This window comes from Antarctobacter sp. (assembly GCF_965277915.1).
In the GTDB taxonomy this organism is placed as follows: Bacteria; Pseudomonadota; Alphaproteobacteria; order Rhodobacterales; family Rhodobacteraceae; genus Antarctobacter.
Genome location: NZ_OZ255849.1, coordinates 3,491,512 through 3,506,910 on the forward strand (window position 1 = coordinate 3,491,512; position 15,399 = coordinate 3,506,910).

Genomic DNA, 15,399 nt, shown 5'->3' on the forward strand with positions numbered 1-15,399 from the left:
TTCGAGATATCGTTACGCTGCGGCAGAGGCTGTGTTCACTATATTTTGACACAAAAAAGCAGTTGAACGCTGTCAAAATCGGGGAGAGAAGCCATCAATCAAAAAATGGAGAAATGACATGGATATCGATCTGGAAGCGCTTTCGCGTGACGAACTTCAGCAATTGATTTCCGACGCTCAAAAAGCCCTGAAATCCGTCGATGCGCGCCGCCGCGCAGAAGCGAAACGCGCGGCCGAAAAAGCCGCAAAGGAATTCGGATTCTCGCTGGACGAGGTTCTTGACGCCGGCCCGAAAGGCAGCAAGGGCGCGCCGAAATATGCGAACCCGGCCGACCCCGCGCAAACCTGGACGGGCCGTGGCCGCAAACCCAACTGGGTGATTGCGGCACTCGAGGAAGGCAAGACGCTCGACGATCTCGCACTCTGAGATGACGATCCATATCGGGGCCGCGCCCGGCGACATCGCGGAAACGGTGCTGATGCCAGGAGACCCCCGCCGCGCGAAATGGGCGGCGGAAAACTTCCTGGAAAACGCCACCTGCATCAATGATGTCCGCGGCATGTCGGGATTCACCGGAGCATGGCAAGGACACCGGGTCACGATACAGGGGTCGGGCATGGGAATGCCCAGCCTTTCGATCTACGCCAATGAACTCCTCCGCGACTACAGCGCGAAAACGCTGATCCGCATCGGATCATGTGGCGGGATGCAGGATCATGTCGGGCTGCGTGATATCGTGATCGCCATGACGGCGACAACGCTTTCGACTCCGTCCAGCGGTTTTTTCCGGGAATTGAATTACGCGCCCTGCGCGGATTTCGGATTGCTGGAAAAGGCGGTGGCGGCGGCGCGTGGGCATGGTGTCACGACGCATGTGGGCGGGATCTATTCCTCGGACGTGTTTTACGACGAGCGCCCGGACCTGAACGAGCAGATGGTCCGTCACGGCGTCCTGGCGGTCGAAATGGAGGCGGCGGAACTTTACACCGTGGCCGCACGCTTTGGCGCGCGGGCGCTGGCGGTGCTGACGGTGTCCGACCACCTGCCGACCGGCGCGGCCCTGTCCTCGGACGAACGCGAAAGCTCGTTTGGCGAGATGGTGGAAATCGCGCTGGAAGCCGCCTTTGCATGACGGCGGGGCGGGACGCCCCCGCCATGCGTGCCGCAGATGAACAGCAGGAAATGCGAGGGGCCAGCCCCTCGCGCTTTCCACGGTGGCCTCAGCCCAAAGACGCGGTGAGCCGGTCAGCCGGTGCCATGTGTGCGGTCATAGCCGTTGACCGGCGGGCTTTGCCAGCCGTCCAATGCCCCGGCGGCCGGGGCCAGAACCTCGACCATGAGCGGGAAACAGGCGGCCGTGTCGGAGCTGTGCTCTGACGAGCAGTCGCCGCCCGGGCAGGCGCTGAGCGCCCCCAAGAGGTCGATCTCGGCGAAAAACGTCAGGTGATCGCCGGGACGGACCGGGCTGGCCTTCATGAAATATTGCCCGGTGTCGCGGGTGAACCCGGTGCACATGAAAACGTTGAGCACGTCGTGAACGTGGCGCTCCGCCTCGTGCAGGGGCAGGTCGCGGGCCTCGGCAAGGGCACGGATCAGATTGGAGTGACAGCAATGGTGGTACTGCGTGCCTGACAGCAGGTTGCCCGTGTAGGGGTCGCAGCGCGTGCCGATCACATCGTGGACGGAGCCCCCGAAGACGTCGATACCGTACCAGTCGAGGCTGTCCTCGACCACGGTTGCCATGGGGCGGAGGGTCGGAAAACCGGACCAGAGCCGATCGCCCGTGGTGACATGGGTTCCGTGCAGGGCGCGGGTCTTGCCGGAATAGAACCGCTCCCCCAGGTCGTGCGCGTTCCAGAGGTTCAGATCCCCGACCTGCGGTCCCTCGACCGAGGTGATGCGAAAGAAATGCCCCGCGGGCACGGTAAAGGTGCAGGCGTCACGCGGCGGGGCGTAGGTGGTCCTGGTGACCTCGGCCCCGGCGAGGGCCGCGCCGTAGAGCGGCAGGTCCGGTTTCGGCAGGGTCTCGACGGGATAGCAGATCACCGGCGGGACGGCGCGGCGGGTATCGGCATCGGCCGGGGGTTTGGTCATCTGGCGGTTCCTTTCTGCGGTGAGTGAAGCGCCGCATGGTCCCGTTGGCAAGGGCGTCGGAGGCGGATCCGGCGGCGGGAGAGGCCCCGGATCAGGCCCGTGGCGGCGTTGCCCCCTGCCCCCGGTGGCAATCTGTTGGCGGTTGGCCCTGCGTGCCCTGCACCTGCGCGCCACAATGGATGCAGGTCCATGTGCTCCCGCTTTGCCCGCGCCGCTCGCGCCAGCGGCAATAGCGCGTGGCGCGGTTGGAAAAGACCGCGATCAGGATGAAGGCGACGATGAGACCTATGACGACGAACATGGGCCTCATGTAGCCGCCTCATGCCGGATGGGAAAGCCGGTGCCCCCTGTGCCAAGCCGGTTTTGCCCCATACGCGCGCTGCTTGGAAAAATCTGCGACTGGCGCGAATTTTTCCTTGATCGACTCGATGCGCTGCCCCATATGCGCCGCCATAGACGCCAACGCACGCACCTCTGTCGAGGTGGGCAATAGCACCCACGCGGTTAAGTAGCGACGGTAACGTCTCCCTTGGAACTGAGCGGTCTGTGCCGGGAAACCGGAATGGCCGGGTCTGATTGGAGATGACCATGAACGCTTTTGCCGCCGGGCTGTCTGCCCGCGATACCCTGTCCCGTGCCGAGCGCTATATCCTCGCACATCGTTTCGACCGTCCGACGCTGGTTCTTGACACCGATGTGGTGGCCCGCCAGTACGCCGCCCTGGCACAGGGACTTGGCCGCGCGCGCATCCACTATGCTGTCAAGGCCAACCCGGCGCCGGAGATCCTGTCGACGCTCGTCGCCGCAGGCTCGCATTTCGATGCGGCCTCGCGGCCCGAGATCGAGATGTGCCTCGCCGCCGGTGCGCAGCCGCATGAGATCAGCTTTGGCAATACCGTGAAGCGCCCGGCGGATATCGCCTGGGCCTTTGAGGCCGGTGTCGATCTCTTCGCCGCGGATGCCGAGGAAGAGCTGGAAAAGATCGCGCGCAATGCCCCCGGCGCGCAGGTCTATATCCGCCTGCTCGTTCTCTCGACCGAGGCCGACTGGCCGCTTTCGCGGAAGTTCGGCTGCGCACCGGAAATGGCGCTGGAGCTGATGGGCCGTGCCCGCATGCTGGGCCTGCGCCCGGTGGGCGTCTCCTTTCACGTCGGCAGCCAGACCCGCCGCGCCGCGATGTGGGCGCCGGTTCTGGACGAGGTCGCAAAGGTCTGGCACGCGGCACAGGACGCCGGTTTCGACCTGGACCTCTTGAACATCGGTGGCGGCTTTCCGGCCTACTATGGCCAGTCGGTGCAGGGCCCCGAGGCCTATGCCGCAGAGGTCATGCACCTGGTGCGCGCGCGTTTCGGCGACGTGCCGCGGATCATGGCAGAGCCGGGCCGTGGCCTGGTGGCGGAATGCGGCGCGATTTCCGCCGAGGTGCTGTTGGTCTCGCGCAAGACCGAGAACGACCTGCACCGCTGGGTCTACCTGGACATCGGCAAGTTCTCGGGCCTGGCCGAGACGATGGACGAGGCGATCCGCTACCAGTTCGTGACCGACAAGGATTTCGAGCCGATGGGGTCGTGCATCCTTGCCGGGCCGAGCTGTGACAGCGCGGACGTTCTGTATGAAAAGCAGCCGGTGCAGTTGCCCGTTGGTCTCGCCGCGGGCGACCGCATCGTGATCCGCTGCTGCGGGGCCTATACCTCGACCTATGCCTCGGTCGGTTTCAACGGTTTCCCGCCACTGGACGTGGTCGTGATCTGACACGACCTTGGCCCTTGGCCAAACGCGAAACGCCCGGCCTGACGGTCGGGCGTTTGGGTCCAAGGGTGATGGGGCGAGCCCCTGTCACGCGGGGTCAGGCGGCCAGCGGCAGGTCCTCGTAGACCGGGGCCTCGCTCTCGACACGTTTTTCGGGGGTGAAATAGGCCCAGGCCTGATCGAGGGCTTCGAGGGCGCGTTGGGCGTCGGTTTTCTGCTGCTCTTGCATGGGGTTGCCTTTCCATTACGACAAGTCCCCTCCCTGAGCGGCTAGATAATCCTGATCGGACACGATGACCTCCGCCAAGGTCGCATGGACGGCTTGCACAGCGTGCAAGGGAAGTCGCGTCATCCAAAGGAAAGCCCCGGCTGCACGGGCAACCGGGGCAAACACTTGCAGTTGGAGACGGATCAGACCGCGCGGTCGACCATCATCTTCTTGATCTCGGCAATGGCCAGCGCCGGGTTCAGGCCCTTGGGGCAGGTCTTGGCGCAGTTCATGATGGTGTGGCAGCGGTACAGCTTGAAGGGGTCTTCGAGCTGATCCAGACGCTCGCCCGTGGCCTCGTCGCGGCTGTCGATGATCCAGCGGTAGGCGTGCAGCAGCGCGGCCGGTCCGAGGTAGCGATCACCGTTCCACCAGTAGGAGGGGCAGGCCGTCGAGCACGACGCGCACATCACGCATTCATAGAGCCCGTCGAGCTTCTTGCGGTCCTCGATTGACTGCTTCCACTCTTTCGCCGGGCGGTTCGTCTTGGTTTCCAGCCAGGGCATGATGCTGGCGTGCTGTGCGTAGAAATGGGTCAGGTCGGGGATCAGGTCCTTGACCACCGGCATGTGCGGCAGCGGATAGATCTTCACGTCGCCTTCGATCTCGTCCAGCCCGTAGATGCAGGCCAGCGTGTTGATCCCGTCGATGTTCATCGCGCAGGAGCCGCAGATCCCCTCGCGGCAGGAGCGGCGGAAGGTCAGCGTGGGGTCGATCTCGTTCTTGATCTTGATCAGCGCGTCCAGGACCATCGGGCCGCAGCTGTCCATGTCGATGAAATAGGTGTCGACCTGCGGGTTCTTTCCGTCATCGGGGTTCCAGCGGTAGATCTGGAACTTGCGGACGTTCTTGGCGCCCTCGGGCTTGGGCCAGGTCTTGCCGGTCTTGATCTGCGAATTCTTGGGGAGCGTGAATTGGACCATGACGAGCCTCTGCTTTCCTTTCGGGTGAGTCTATCGGGTGACGCGGTCAGCGGCCGCCGTAGCGCCGGACCAGGTGAATTTGCAAATGCGCGGCGCAGGGATCATGAGCGGAACACCTGTGGATTTTCTTCGACCAGTTGCGATACCGCGCGGCGGTCCTGCGGCGTCAGGCCAAGGCCGTTGATTTTGCGCATCAGGTCCATGGCGCCCGAGGGCAACGCGGTGTTTGACGCCCTAGGCAAGTCGAGCGCGGCGATCTCCGCATCATCAAGGCCGGCATGGCGGTAGAGTGCCCGGCCTAGCAGCGGGTTCTCGCCCTCAAGATCCGCTTCCATTGGGAAGACCGTGACCGGCGCGCGGACGGCCGCGCGGATCGTGGCGATCCCCTTGTCCCAGTCAAGCGGCGGCAAGGATGCGGCCCACTCGCGGTAATCCTGTGTTACGCCCTTGCGCTTGACCGCCTGTCCCCAGGCGCTGCGCAACCACTTGTCCATATCGCGGGTGTAGAAGACCAGATCCAGCGGTGCGCCCGCCAGCGCCTCTTCCAGCATCGGAAGATAATGCCCCGCCAGGTCGAAGATCGTCGCGGTGCCATCGGGGGCGACCACATCTGCGCCGAAAAGATTTTCGTCGGAGATGAGGACGGTCTGTGCCTTCATCGCTTCGATGGCAGCACCCAGGGCTTGCGCCTCGCGGAGGACGGCGCGCGCAGTGCCGCGTTTGCGACGGCGGATGTCATCGGCCACCGCACGACGCCAGCCACGGGTCAGCGTGTCACGCGGGCTGACGACAAATCCGCCGGGCAGTTTCCCGGTATTCTCGCGCAGGACATCCTGAATGAAGGTCGTTCCGGTTTTCCGGAAACCACAATGCAACACCAGTCGGTCCGGCCCCGACCAGCCGGATACCCGCTGTGCGCGGCGCTCTTGCGGCAGCGCGGTCAAGATCCGCCCCGCCGCATCAGGGCTGGCAGGCCCTCGGCCGCCAGGCAGCGGAGAGTTTCGGGCTTTGACGCGATGTCCCGTGCGATTTGGACGGTGCTTTCGGTCGGGCCGATCACCGCGTCCGCCGCCAGCGCGCGGATCTGTTGCGCGTTGGCGTTGTCGATGAGGCAGTCCAGCGTGGGTTCCAGCGGCACGCCGGGGAAAGTATCGGCCACCACGGGCGTCAGGGCCGAACGCGCGGCACTGCGAGCGATCTCGTCCTGGGCCTGCGGCGAGCAGGCGGACAGCGTCCCGGCCAGGGCCAGGACGGCGATATGCCCGTTCAGTCGATACAATAAAGCGTGCCCCGGTACATGGTTGGCGCCCCCGGGTAACATCCCACGGGTGCAACCGGCGCCAGCGTGCCGATCCCCGGCAGCTGCGCCTGTTGGTGGCTGGGCCGGTAGCGGGTCATGCAGGCATCCAGCGCCATGTCGTAGCGCCTGTTGTACCCGTAGTGCCCGCCCTGCGCGGCGATCTGCTCGGCCTCCGGCTTGCAGAGCCGGTAAGCCGCTGCCTGGTTGGCCGCAGCGGCCGACCCCAGGCCAAGGCCGGCGATGAAGGGGAGAATTGGCAGCACCCCCCGCATCAGAACGTCCGGGCCTTGGGCGCGATCTTTTTCAGGCTGATGCCGCCTTCGTCCTCGTTGGTCAGCGGATCGACGATGACCGGGCGATAGCTGAGGTCCACCTTGTTCCCTTCGACGCGGGCAACGCTGTGGACGCGCCAGTTCTCGTCGTCGCGCTCGGAGAAGTCCTCGTGCGCATGGGCGCCGCGGCTTTCCTTGCGTGCCTCCGCGCCGACGATGGTGGCCAGCGCATTGGGCATCAGGTTGGTCAACTCCAGCGTTTCCATCAGGTCCGAGTTCCAGACGAGGCTGCGGTCGGTGACCTTGAGATCGTCCATCTTGGCGGCGATGCCGGTCATGGCTTCGACGCCTTCGGCCATCGTCTTGGCGGTACGGAAGACGGCGGCGTCGCGCTGCATGGTCTTCTGCATTTCCAGCCGCAGTTCGGCGGTGGGCACGGTGCCGCTGGCGTTGCGGATGCCGTCGAAACGGTCAAAGGCCTTGTCGATTTCGGAGACCGGCGCCGCGGGGACGGCGGTTTCGGGGTTCACGACCTTGCCGGCGCGGATCGCGGCGGCGCGGCCAAAGACCACGAGGTCGATGAGCGAGTTGGAGCCGAGACGGTTGGCGCCGTGCACACTGGCACAACCCGCCTCGCCCACGGCCATGAGGCCCGGCACGACGGCGGTCGGATCCTCCTCGGTCGGGTTCAGGACCTCGCCCCAGTAGTTCGTCGGGATGCCGCCCATGTTGTAGTGCACGGTGGGCAGGACCGGGATCGGTTCCTTGGTCACGTCGACACCGGCAAAGATCTTGGCCGATTCCGAGATGCCCGGCAGACGTTCGGCCAGCGCCTCTGCGGGCAGGTGGCTGAGGTTGAGGTGGATGTGATCGCCTTCGGCACCCACGCCCCGGCCTTCGCGGATCTCCATCGTCATCGAACGGCTGACATAGTCGCGCGGCGCGAGATCCTTGTAGGTCGGCGCGTAGCGTTCCATGAAGCGCTCGCCCTCGGAGTTGGTCAGGTAGCCGCCCTCGCCCCGTGCGCCTTCGGTGATGAGGCAACCCGAGCCGTAAATACCGGTGGGGTGGAACTGGACGAATTCCATGTCCTGCAGCGGCAGGCCCGCGCGGGCCACCATTCCGCCGCCGTCACCGGTGCAGGTATGGGCCGAGGTGGCCGAGAAGTAGGCACGGCCATAGCCGCCGGTGGCCAGAACGACCATCTTGGCGTTGAAGACGTGGAAGGTGCCGTCGTCCAGCTTCCAGCAGAGGACGCCCTTGCACTCGCCATTTTCCATCAGCAGGTCGATGGCGAAATACTCGATGTAGAACTCGGCGTTGTTCTTGAGGCTCTGGCCATAGAGCGTGTGCAGGATGGCGTGGCCGGTGCGGTCGGCCGCGGCGCAGGTGCGCTGCACGGGCGGGCCTTCGCCGAATTCGGTGGTGTGGCCGCCGAAGGGACGCTGATAGATCTTGCCCTCTTCGGTCCGGCTGAAGGGCACGCCGTAGTGTTCCAGTTCGTAGACCGCCTTGGGCGCCTCGCGGGCGAGGTATTCCATCGCGTCGGTGTCGCCCAGCCAGTCCGACCCCTTGACGGTGTCGTACATGTGCCACTGCCAGTTGTCGGGCCCCATGTTCGACAGCGAGGCGGCGATACCGCCTTGGGCTGCTACGGTGTGCGAGCGGGTCGGGAAAACTTTGGTCACGCAGGCGGTGCGCAGGCCCTGTTCGGCCATGCCGAGCGTGGCGCGCAAACCCGCGCCGCCAGCCCCGACAACCACGACGTCATAATCATGCGTCTCGTATTCGTATGCTGCCATTGGTGTTTACCTGTTCATCTGTGCGGGGGACGGCGATCCGTGAGAGCGCCGTCTCTGGCGGTAGGGGTCTGCGGGCGCCTCAGAGCGCGAGTCGCGCGATGGCGAAGAGGCCGACGGCGGCGGCGCCGTAGCTGAGGCAGGTCATGGCGAGGATCAGGATCTTTTCCATCGCGCCATGAACGTAGTCCTCGATCAGCACCTGCACACCCATGTTGAAGTGATGAAAGCCCACGAGGATGGTCAGTGCCGCGACGATCGCCGGGAAGGGACGCGCGAAATAGGCGGTCACCTCTTCATAGGTGCCCCCAAGCGCGCCGCCGAAGGTAAAGATGAAGAGCGGGACGAGGATCAGCAGCGCCACCGAGCTTTTCTTCATCGCCCAATGATGTTCGGTGCCTGTCTTGGCCGCGCCCCAGCCAATGGCGCGCTTGCGGTCGGTCAGAAATGCCATTGTGCGGGCCTCCTCAGACGACGATGATGGTGAAAAGGGTCAGGACAACAGAGCCGATGATCACGGCCCAGCCCAGCATTTCGGCCTTGTCCAGTTCGAGCATCTTCGCCTCGTCCCAGATGATGTGGCGCACGCCGGCGAGCAGGTGATACCAGAGTGCCCAGACCGATCCCAACATGACAAGGTCGCCGAACCACGAGGTCAGGACCGCATCGGCGGTGGCAAAGTAGGCTTCGGAAGTGGCGGCGGCCAGGAACCACCAGACCACCAGCAGCGCGCCGACCAGAAGGGCATTCCCGGTGATGCGCGTGAGGATCGAACTGATCGATGTCAGCTGGGGGCGGTAGACCTGCAGGTGCGGTGAGAGCGGGCGGTTGCCCCGGTTCACGTCGGCCATGAATGATGTCCTTTCGGTTCCGTCGCCTTCTGTTTAATGCTTTCAAGGGCCGTGTCACGAGGCCCGCTGTCGTATTTCTGCGGTTTTTTGGCGCAATCGGCGGGATTTCTTGACTTTGTGATCACACTTTTGGAGTGCGTGATCACATTTTTGCGCTAACGCGATCCCCGATCCCGCGCGCCCTGTTTGGCAAGTTCGCGCGGAAGATTATGACGGATTCGGTCGGGATAAGCATCAATTCATGGCCGCTGTCATGAAAAATGCCCGGTCCGAACCAATGCCCGGATCACGCGATGTCACGGGACGCATGCCCCGCAATACAGCGGAAAGATGTCAACGTAAGGACGCATCCCGGCAGGGAGGAGGATTTTTGCCCGCGCAGTCAGAACGAGGCGGCAACGATCCCGGTGATCGGACCGCGCGAATACGTCAGTCCGGGAACCCCAGGTGGCGCAGCGCAAGCCGGGCCTGTTCGCGCAGCTTTGGATCCGGCGCTGCCAGGTCTCCGTGGATATCCCGCAGGAGTGAGGAAAAGGATCGTGTGCTGAGCATGCCACGAATAACCCTGGGCACATCCCGTTGAGGCACCTTCAACATGTCCTGCGACGACTTCGGCAATCCGTTCAGGTGCATGGTCCGACCTCCACTCTGCGCCCCGATTCACATTCGTCCGAAGAAACCTGTAAACGAATTGTAACATTCCTCCCAAGAAAAAGACCCCGCAGCCGCCTGGCCGCGGGGTCCTTTGCTGTCTTTGTACTCGATCAGGGCGTGATGCGCCGCATACGGCCGGGTCAGACCGGCATCAGCGCCCAGTAATCGAGGTCAAGCAGCACGTCGGGCAGATACTTGCCATCCGGTCCCTTGAGTTCGAACGGCGCGCCGCCCTTGGTCGCCACCAGCCGCAGGCGAATGGCGCCCACACCGGGGGCCAAAGTTTCCGCCTTGTCCAACACCTCGGACCAGGCCTTGACGGTATTGCCGGCAAGACAGGGGTTGGCATGGGCGCCGCCGTTCAGACCGGCGATGACCTGCGCATTGGCCAGACCGTTGAACGACAGCGCGCGGGCCATCGAGATGACGTGCCCGCCGTAGATCAGCCGCTGGTCGGGGCGCGCGGTGACGTCGAAATGCACCTTGGAGGTGTTCTGCCACAGGCGCGTGGCCATCATGTGTTCGGCTTCCTCGATGGTGACGCCATCGACATGGTCGATGGTCTCGCCGATCTCGTAGTCGGACAGACGGTGCTTTTCGCCCGCAAGGGTGAAGTCGTAGTTGGTGAAATCCAGCCCCTCGGGCACCACGAGATCCTCTGCCGCCAGACTTTTCTTGAGGTCCGGGATCACTGTCTCGGGCGCAGGCGCATCCAGGTCGCGTTTGCGCAGCATGACCCAACGGGCATATTCCATGACCGTCTCGTTGCGCTGGTTCAGCCCACGCGAACGGACGTAGACCACGCCGGTACGCCCGTTCGAGTTCTGCTTGAGGCCGATGACCTCGGACTGCGAACGAAGGGTGTCGCCCGGCCAGACCGGTTTCAGCCAGCGGCCCTCGGCATAGCCGAGGTTCGCGACGGCGTTCAGAGAGACATCCGGGACCGTCTTGCCGAAGACGATGTGAAAGGCGGCCAGATCGTCGATCGGCGCCGCCGCCAGACCGCAGGACCGCGCGAATTCATCCGAGGAATAGAGCGCGTGGCGCATCGGATAGAGCGCGTGGTACAGCGCGCGCTCTCCCCCGGACACGGTGCGCGGCACGGCGTGGTCGATGACCTCGCCCACGGTGTAGTCTTCGAAGAAGCGGCCCGGATTGGTCTTGGCCATGTCTCAGTGATCTCCCAGCTTGGTGTCAGGGGTGTAGGTGCCGTCCACCTCCTTCACGACCGCCTGACCACAGCGCATGACGCCATTGGCGGCGTCAAAGGCATAGGTGGGCGCACCGTGCAGTTCCCAGCCCTTGTTCAGGGCGGCGGTGACCTTGTGGCAAAAGGCCGAGGTGTCGTCCTCGGAGAGAAAGCGATAGAGTTTCATGAGCTTATCCGAAGGGGTTGTAGCCAAGCCATTTGTGGATGTAGCCGATCACCATCAGGAGAACGATCGAGGCGACAAGGAAGATCACGTCTTTCTTGATCGGGCCCGGTGCGGGAGGCGTCCAGTTTGGCACGGCACGGTTGATGACGATCATCTCGACGACGGCCCAGGTGGCCAGACCGCCGAAAAGGACAAGGCTGGGCACGTCGCCATTCACCAGGATGTGCGCCACGGCCCAGAGAAAAAAGCCGGTCAGCATCGGGTGACGCATCCCCGCCAGCAGGCGCCCCTTTTTCGGTGCGGGGCTCATCATGAAGATGGCCACGAGGATCAGCAGGTTGTTGATGCCGACACTCGCCGGATGACGGCCCCAGAAAAAGGCACCGTCGGCCATCCGGTAGCCGAAGATCATCATCACCACGCTGACAAGCAGCGCCAGTGCGACCAGGCCCTTGCCCTTGTCGCCCATCGGTTCGCGGAGGCCGGGGGCCATCCGCTTGAAGAGATGCGCCGCCCACCAGAGCGCGACACCGAGAATCAATAGAAGCATGGCTGGTCTCCCTAGCTGTTCGCCGGGACCCTGCTGTTAATCGGCCAGGGCCGCAATGGCCTCGGCCTTGGCGAGGGTCTTGCGGGCGGTTTCGACATGCAGGTTCTCGACGATCTTGCCATCGACCACGGCAACCCCCTGCCCTGCCTTCTCGGCCTCCTCGAAGGCATCGATCTGGCGCCGGGCCAGGTCGATTTCCTCGGCGCCGGGGGCAAACGCGGCATTGGCGATGTCGACCTGGGAGGGATGGATCAGCGTCTTGCCGTCCATGCCCATGTCGCGGCCCTGGGCGCATTCCTCTTGCAGGCCAGCGTCGTCCTTGAAGGCATTGTAGACGCCATCGACGATGACCTTGCCATGCGCCTTGGCGGCCAGCACGCAAAGCCCGAGCCCGGTCAGCATCGGCAGCCGGTCGGTGCGAAAGCGGGAATTGAGTTCCTTTGCGAGATCGTTGGTGCCCATGACCATGCCCTGCAGGCGCGGATGGGCGGCAATCTGGTTCGCGGCCAACATGCCGGCGGGCGTTTCCATCATCGCCCAGAGCGGCTTGTCCGTCAGCTCTGCCAGGGCGTCAAGCTGGGCGGTGGATTCGACCTTGGGCAGCAGGATGGCGTCACAGTCCATCGCGGCGGCGGCCTTGGCATCGGCCTCGCCCCATTCCGTGTCGAACCCGTTGATGCGCACGATGCGCGTCCGGTTGCCATAGGGGCGGGTCAATGCCTCTGCCAGGGTCGCGCGGGCCGCAGGTTTCTCGGTGGGGGCGACAGCATCCTCGAGGTCGAAGATGATGGCGTCGATGGGCATGGCACGGGCCTTTTCCAACGCCCGCTCCTTGGAGCCGGGGATGTACAGAACGGAACGGTAAGGGCGCGCGCGCAGGTCCATCAGAGCCTCCTCGTGAAATAATGTTGCGCGGTAATGCGCATTTTTGGAGGGATAATTCAAGGCCGAATTCGCCGCATTGCAGCAATTCGGCATATTTTGGTGCACAATGGTGCCGAAAGCGGGGCGGACTCGACGCAACGCACGGTGCGTTAACCTGATTGTAGCGCGACCGGGTGGACGATGATCCCATGCCGTCAAAGCGGCAAGGCGGGTCGGGCCACAGGGGCGGCACGCCGAAACCGAGGGGACCTACCCTGTGCCGGGCGCGCGGCAAAGCCGCGTCATCATCCGCCCGGCGCGCAGCCGAAAGGTGACATTATGACTGAGAAATACATCAAGCTCGCGATGCTCTCGGCAGGTCTTGTGCTGGGCGCGGCCACTTATGTCGAGGCACAGAACCCGCGCCATTGCGCCCCGCGCGACCAGGTGATCGATCGCCTGTCCACGAAATACGGTGAAACCCGACAGAGCATGGGGTTGGGCGCCAACAACGCGGTGATGGAGGTCTTTGCCTCTCTCGAATCCGGCTCGTGGACGATCACGGTGACGATGGCCAACGGAATAACCTGCCTTGTCGCCAGCGGGCAATCCTTCGAGGAACTGGCCGAGGCCCTGCCGCCCAAGGGGGACGATGCGTGAAGCCAAGGGAACCGGGGGCCCGCGGGGCGTTCCGGTTCCATGACCGTTCAGGTCAGCGCATCGAAGACCAGTTTTGCGCCCGTCAGGGTCAATGCGACGTAGGCAATGCCGAAAAACAGCCGTTCGGGCAGCATGTGATGCGCCTTGACCCCCAGCCATGTGCCAAGCAGCGCAAAGGGGATCAGGAACAGGTCCAGCTTCAGCATGTCCCAGGTGAAGATCCCCATGCCGGCATAGATGCCGGATTTCGACAGGTTCACCGCCCAGAAGATCAGCACGGTCGTTGATTGGAAGGTCGTCTTGCCCAGTTTCCGGCCCAGCAGATAGACCGAGGCCGCCGGCCCGCCCGCGTGACTGACGAAACTGGTGAAGCCCAGCAAGCCCCCCAACGCCAGTCCCACCCCGGGAGAGAATTCGGTCTCGCCCAACCGGATCAGACGCGTGGCCTGCGCCATCCGCCAGGCCACGAAAAGCAGCGCGATCGATCCGATCAGCAACCGGATCGCATCTGGGTCGGTCCATGCATAGAAGAGCGCGCCGAGAATCGTGCCCGGGAGCGAACCGATCAGCAGCACCCGCACCGACGCCCAGTCCCACTTGCGCCAGTAGGCAGGCAGGCTGGCCACGTCGATCAGCATCAAGAGCGGCAACATCAGCCCCAGCGCAACGCCCGGATCCAGCACGATCGCCAGAATCGAGGCGCTGGCAAAGGCCACGCCTGAGCCGAAACCACCCTTGGAAATGCCTGCGAAGATCACTGCCGGGATCGCCACCGCGAAGACGGAAGGCGTGAAGAGTTCCATGCTTGCCTCGGCGAAATTTTCCCCGGTGACAGGTTCTTATCGTGCCTTTAGCGCTACCTACAAGGCCTCCGGACCAAGCGCCGCAACGCAGCACCCTTGCGAAGCGGCGCGTCTGCGCGTACGCAAAGCGCCAAATTCACGCAAGGCGGAGATGAATTCATGGCCAGACCCAAGATTGCCCTGATCGGCGCGGGACAGATCGGTGGCACGCTTGCCCACCTCGCAGCAATGAAGGAACTGGGCGACGTCGTCCTGTTCGACATCGCCGAGGGCACGCCCGAGGGCAAGGCGCTCGACATCGCCGAGTCCGGCCCCTCGGAAGGCTTCGACGCCGCGCTGAAAGGTACGCAGGACTACGCCGACATTGCCGGTGCGGACGTCTGCATCGTGACCGCCGGTGTGCCGCGCAAGCCGGGCATGAGCCGCGACGACCTGCTGGGCATCAACCTCAAGGTCATGAAGTCGGTCGGCGAGGGCATCGCCGAGCACGCGCCCAACGCCTTCGTCATCTGCATCACCAACCCGCTGGACGCGATGGTCTGGGCCCTGCAGCAGTTCTCGGGCCTGCCCGCGAACAAGGTCTGCGGCATGGCCGGCGTGCTGGATTCGGCCCGCTTCCGCCACTTCCTGAGCCTCGAATTCGGCGTTTCGATGAAGGATGTCACCGCCTTTGTCCTGGGCGGTCACGGCGACACGATGGTGCCCTCGGTCCGCTACTCGACCGTTGCCGGCATCCCCCTGCCCGACCTGATCGACATGGGTTGGACCACCAAGGACAAGATCGACGCCATCGTGCAGCGCACCCGTGATGGCGGCGCCGAGATCGTCGGCCTGCTGAAAACCGGCTCGGCCTTTTACGCGCCGGCCACTTCGGCCATCGAGATGGCAGAGGCCTATCTCAAGGACCAGAAGCGCGTCCTGCCCTGCGCCGCATACTGCGATGGCGAATTCGGCCTGAACGGCATGTATGTCGGCGTGCCCACGGTAATCGGCGCCAGCGGCATCGAGCGGATCGTGAACATCAAGCTGACCAAGGAAGAGCAGGAAATGTTCGACACCTCGGTCAAGGCGGTTCAGGGCCTGGTCGAGGCCTGCAAGGGCATCGACAGCTCGCTGGCGTAACCCGCACAGAAGACCGAACTTTCGGAACGCCCGGGCGCCCGCGCCCGGGCGTTCCTGCGTTCAGGCCCCCGGATGACGCAAGGACAACAGGGGGCCAACTATCCGGATGGATT

General features: G+C 64.1%; 21 protein-coding genes. 5 read left to right on the forward strand and 16 right to left on the reverse strand.

The window, feature by feature from the left end; translation table 11 throughout:
* The first annotated feature begins 118 nt into the window (after positions 1–118).
* Both ACQY5B_RS17895 and deoD read left to right on the forward strand, forming a co-directional pair.
* A complete protein-coding gene (locus ACQY5B_RS17895) occupies positions 119–427 on the forward strand; it encodes an H-NS histone family protein (protein ID WP_420328156.1) in 309 nt (102 codons plus the stop codon).
* Position 428: 1 nt separating this feature from the next.
* A complete protein-coding gene (deoD, locus tag ACQY5B_RS17900; protein WP_420328155.1) occupies positions 429–1,133 on the forward strand; it encodes a purine-nucleoside phosphorylase in 705 nt (234 codons plus the stop codon).
* A gap of 113 nt (positions 1,134–1,246) precedes the next feature.
* Here the strand turns inward: deoD and ACQY5B_RS17905 are convergent, their stop codons facing one another.
* Both ACQY5B_RS17905 and ACQY5B_RS17910 read right to left on the reverse strand, forming a co-directional pair.
* On the reverse strand, positions 1,247–2,095 hold the full coding sequence (locus ACQY5B_RS17905; RefSeq protein WP_420328153.1) for an urea carboxylase-associated family protein: 849 nt from the start codon (positions 2,093–2,095) through the stop codon (positions 1,247–1,249).
* A gap of 91 nt (positions 2,096–2,186) precedes the next feature.
* Positions 2,187–2,396 (reverse strand): hypothetical protein, encoded by a 210-nt coding sequence (locus tag ACQY5B_RS17910; RefSeq protein WP_305968824.1) that lies wholly within the window; start codon positions 2,394–2,396, stop codon positions 2,187–2,189.
* Positions 2,397–2,683: 287 nt separating this feature from the next.
* Here ACQY5B_RS17910 and ACQY5B_RS17915 point away from each other — a divergent pair, with 287 nt between their 5' ends.
* Entirely contained in the window at positions 2,684–3,847 is a 1,164-nt protein-coding gene (locus ACQY5B_RS17915) for a type III PLP-dependent enzyme (protein ID WP_420328151.1), read from the forward strand.
* A gap of 94 nt (positions 3,848–3,941) precedes the next feature.
* Here the strand turns inward: ACQY5B_RS17915 and ACQY5B_RS17920 are convergent, their stop codons facing one another.
* From ACQY5B_RS17920 to ACQY5B_RS17980, 13 genes are all read right to left on the reverse strand, one after another.
* Entirely contained in the window at positions 3,942–4,073 is a 132-nt protein-coding gene (locus ACQY5B_RS17920) for a hypothetical protein (protein WP_420328150.1), read from the reverse strand.
* Between the two features lie 182 nt (positions 4,074–4,255).
* The gene (locus ACQY5B_RS17925) at positions 4,256–5,035 is read right to left on the reverse strand and encodes a succinate dehydrogenase iron-sulfur subunit (protein WP_305968821.1); all 780 of its coding nucleotides are present in this window, start codon (positions 5,033–5,035) and stop codon (positions 4,256–4,258) included.
* A 101-nt stretch (positions 5,036–5,136) separates the two neighbouring features.
* Positions 5,137–5,979 (reverse strand): hypothetical protein, encoded by an 843-nt coding sequence (locus tag ACQY5B_RS17930; protein ID WP_420328149.1) that lies wholly within the window; start codon positions 5,977–5,979, stop codon positions 5,137–5,139.
* Entirely contained in the window at positions 5,976–6,314 is a 339-nt protein-coding gene (locus tag ACQY5B_RS17935) for a hypothetical protein (protein WP_420328148.1), read from the reverse strand. Before ACQY5B_RS17935 ends, ACQY5B_RS17930 begins: the two co-directional genes overlap by 4 nt.
* A complete protein-coding gene (locus ACQY5B_RS17940) occupies positions 6,302–6,607 on the reverse strand; it encodes a hypothetical protein (protein ID WP_420328147.1) in 306 nt (101 codons plus the stop codon). The genes ACQY5B_RS17935 and ACQY5B_RS17940 overlap by 13 nt, the downstream gene beginning before the upstream one ends.
* Positions 6,607–8,409, reverse strand: a complete 1,803-nt coding sequence (sdhA, locus tag ACQY5B_RS17945) for a succinate dehydrogenase flavoprotein subunit (RefSeq protein WP_420328146.1) — start codon at positions 8,407–8,409, stop codon at positions 6,607–6,609. The genes ACQY5B_RS17940 and sdhA overlap by 1 nt, the downstream gene beginning before the upstream one ends.
* 79 nt (positions 8,410–8,488) lie before the next feature.
* A complete protein-coding gene (sdhD, locus tag ACQY5B_RS17950; RefSeq protein ID WP_420328144.1) occupies positions 8,489–8,860 on the reverse strand; it encodes a succinate dehydrogenase, hydrophobic membrane anchor protein in 372 nt (123 codons plus the stop codon).
* A gap of 13 nt (positions 8,861–8,873) precedes the next feature.
* Complete coding sequence (gene sdhC / locus ACQY5B_RS17955) at positions 8,874–9,257, reverse strand: succinate dehydrogenase, cytochrome b556 subunit (RefSeq protein WP_305968815.1); 384 nt, start codon at positions 9,255–9,257, stop codon at positions 8,874–8,876.
* 429 nt (positions 9,258–9,686) lie between these two features.
* Positions 9,687–9,890 carry a hypothetical protein gene (locus ACQY5B_RS17960; RefSeq protein WP_305968814.1) on the reverse strand — a complete coding sequence of 68 codons (204 nt, stop codon included), beginning with the start codon at positions 9,888–9,890 and terminating at the stop codon, positions 9,687–9,689.
* A 161-nt stretch (positions 9,891–10,051) separates the two neighbouring features.
* Positions 10,052–11,080 (reverse strand): MaoC family dehydratase, encoded by a 1,029-nt coding sequence (locus ACQY5B_RS17965; RefSeq protein WP_420328142.1) that lies wholly within the window; start codon positions 11,078–11,080, stop codon positions 10,052–10,054.
* A 3-nt stretch (positions 11,081–11,083) separates the two neighbouring features.
* Positions 11,084–11,287, reverse strand: a complete 204-nt coding sequence (locus tag ACQY5B_RS17970) for a DUF1737 domain-containing protein (protein ID WP_043136354.1) — start codon at positions 11,285–11,287, stop codon at positions 11,084–11,086.
* Between the two features lie 4 nt (positions 11,288–11,291).
* Positions 11,292–11,837: an NnrU family protein gene (locus ACQY5B_RS17975; RefSeq protein ID WP_420328141.1), complete on the reverse strand. Its 546-nt coding sequence runs from the start codon at positions 11,835–11,837 to the stop codon at positions 11,292–11,294.
* Between the two features lie 36 nt (positions 11,838–11,873).
* On the reverse strand, positions 11,874–12,722 hold the full coding sequence (locus tag ACQY5B_RS17980) for an HpcH/HpaI aldolase/citrate lyase family protein (protein ID WP_420328140.1): 849 nt from the start codon (positions 12,720–12,722) through the stop codon (positions 11,874–11,876).
* A gap of 345 nt (positions 12,723–13,067) precedes the next feature.
* On the opposite strand from ACQY5B_RS17980, the gene ACQY5B_RS17985 reads away from it, so the two are divergent.
* Positions 13,068–13,361 carry a hypothetical protein gene (locus ACQY5B_RS17985; RefSeq protein WP_305968920.1) on the forward strand — a complete coding sequence of 98 codons (294 nt, stop codon included), beginning with the start codon at positions 13,068–13,070 and terminating at the stop codon, positions 13,359–13,361.
* 47 nt (positions 13,362–13,408) lie between these two features.
* Here ACQY5B_RS17985 and ACQY5B_RS17990 read toward each other — a convergent pair whose 3' ends face one another.
* Positions 13,409–14,164: a sulfite exporter TauE/SafE family protein gene (locus ACQY5B_RS17990; RefSeq protein ID WP_420328139.1), complete on the reverse strand. Its 756-nt coding sequence runs from the start codon at positions 14,162–14,164 to the stop codon at positions 13,409–13,411.
* Positions 14,165–14,323: 159 nt separating this feature from the next.
* Between ACQY5B_RS17990 and mdh the strand changes: the two genes are divergently transcribed.
* On the forward strand, positions 14,324–15,286 hold the full coding sequence (gene mdh, locus ACQY5B_RS17995) for a malate dehydrogenase (protein WP_305968809.1): 963 nt from the start codon (positions 14,324–14,326) through the stop codon (positions 15,284–15,286).
* Positions 15,287–15,399 lie beyond the last annotated feature (113 nt).

Excerpts from the sequence above, each read along its gene's own strand:
- ACQY5B_RS17895 (WP_420328156.1), top strand. The coding sequence starts at position 119 with ATGGATATCGATCTGGAAGCGCTTTCGCGTGACGAACTTCAGCAATTG.
- deoD (WP_420328155.1), top strand. The coding sequence starts at position 429 with ATGACGATCCATATCGGGGCCGCGCCCGGCGACATCGCGGAAACGGTG.
- ACQY5B_RS17905 (WP_420328153.1), bottom strand. The coding sequence starts at position 2,095 with ATGACCAAACCCCCGGCCGATGCCGATACCCGCCGCGCCGTCCCGCCG.
- ACQY5B_RS17910 (WP_305968824.1), bottom strand. The coding sequence starts at position 2,396 with ATGTTCGTCGTCATAGGTCTCATCGTCGCCTTCATCCTGATCGCGGTC.
- ACQY5B_RS17915 (WP_420328151.1), top strand. The coding sequence starts at position 2,684 with ATGAACGCTTTTGCCGCCGGGCTGTCTGCCCGCGATACCCTGTCCCGT.
- ACQY5B_RS17920 (WP_420328150.1), bottom strand. The coding sequence starts at position 4,073 with ATGCAAGAGCAGCAGAAAACCGACGCCCAACGCGCCCTCGAAGCCCTC.
- ACQY5B_RS17925 (WP_305968821.1), bottom strand. The coding sequence starts at position 5,035 with ATGGTCCAATTCACGCTCCCCAAGAATTCGCAGATCAAGACCGGCAAG.
- ACQY5B_RS17940 (WP_420328147.1), bottom strand. The coding sequence starts at position 6,607 with ATGCGGGGGGTGCTGCCAATTCTCCCCTTCATCGCCGGCCTTGGCCTG.
- sdhA (WP_420328146.1), bottom strand. The coding sequence starts at position 8,409 with ATGGCAGCATACGAATACGAGACGCATGATTATGACGTCGTGGTTGTC.
- sdhD (WP_420328144.1), bottom strand. The coding sequence starts at position 8,860 with ATGGCATTTCTGACCGACCGCAAGCGCGCCATTGGCTGGGGCGCGGCC.
- sdhC (WP_305968815.1), bottom strand. The coding sequence starts at position 9,257 with ATGGCCGACGTGAACCGGGGCAACCGCCCGCTCTCACCGCACCTGCAG.
- ACQY5B_RS17960 (WP_305968814.1), bottom strand. The coding sequence starts at position 9,890 with ATGCACCTGAACGGATTGCCGAAGTCGTCGCAGGACATGTTGAAGGTG.
- ACQY5B_RS17965 (WP_420328142.1), bottom strand. The coding sequence starts at position 11,080 with ATGGCCAAGACCAATCCGGGCCGCTTCTTCGAAGACTACACCGTGGGC.
- ACQY5B_RS17970 (WP_043136354.1), bottom strand. The coding sequence starts at position 11,287 with ATGAAACTCTATCGCTTTCTCTCCGAGGACGACACCTCGGCCTTTTGC.
- ACQY5B_RS17975 (WP_420328141.1), bottom strand. The coding sequence starts at position 11,837 with ATGCTTCTATTGATTCTCGGTGTCGCGCTCTGGTGGGCGGCGCATCTC.
- ACQY5B_RS17980 (WP_420328140.1), bottom strand. The coding sequence starts at position 12,722 with ATGGACCTGCGCGCGCGCCCTTACCGTTCCGTTCTGTACATCCCCGGC.
- ACQY5B_RS17985 (WP_305968920.1), top strand. The coding sequence starts at position 13,068 with ATGCTCTCGGCAGGTCTTGTGCTGGGCGCGGCCACTTATGTCGAGGCA.
- ACQY5B_RS17990 (WP_420328139.1), bottom strand. The coding sequence starts at position 14,164 with ATGGAACTCTTCACGCCTTCCGTCTTCGCGGTGGCGATCCCGGCAGTG.
- mdh (WP_305968809.1), top strand. The coding sequence starts at position 14,324 with ATGGCCAGACCCAAGATTGCCCTGATCGGCGCGGGACAGATCGGTGGC.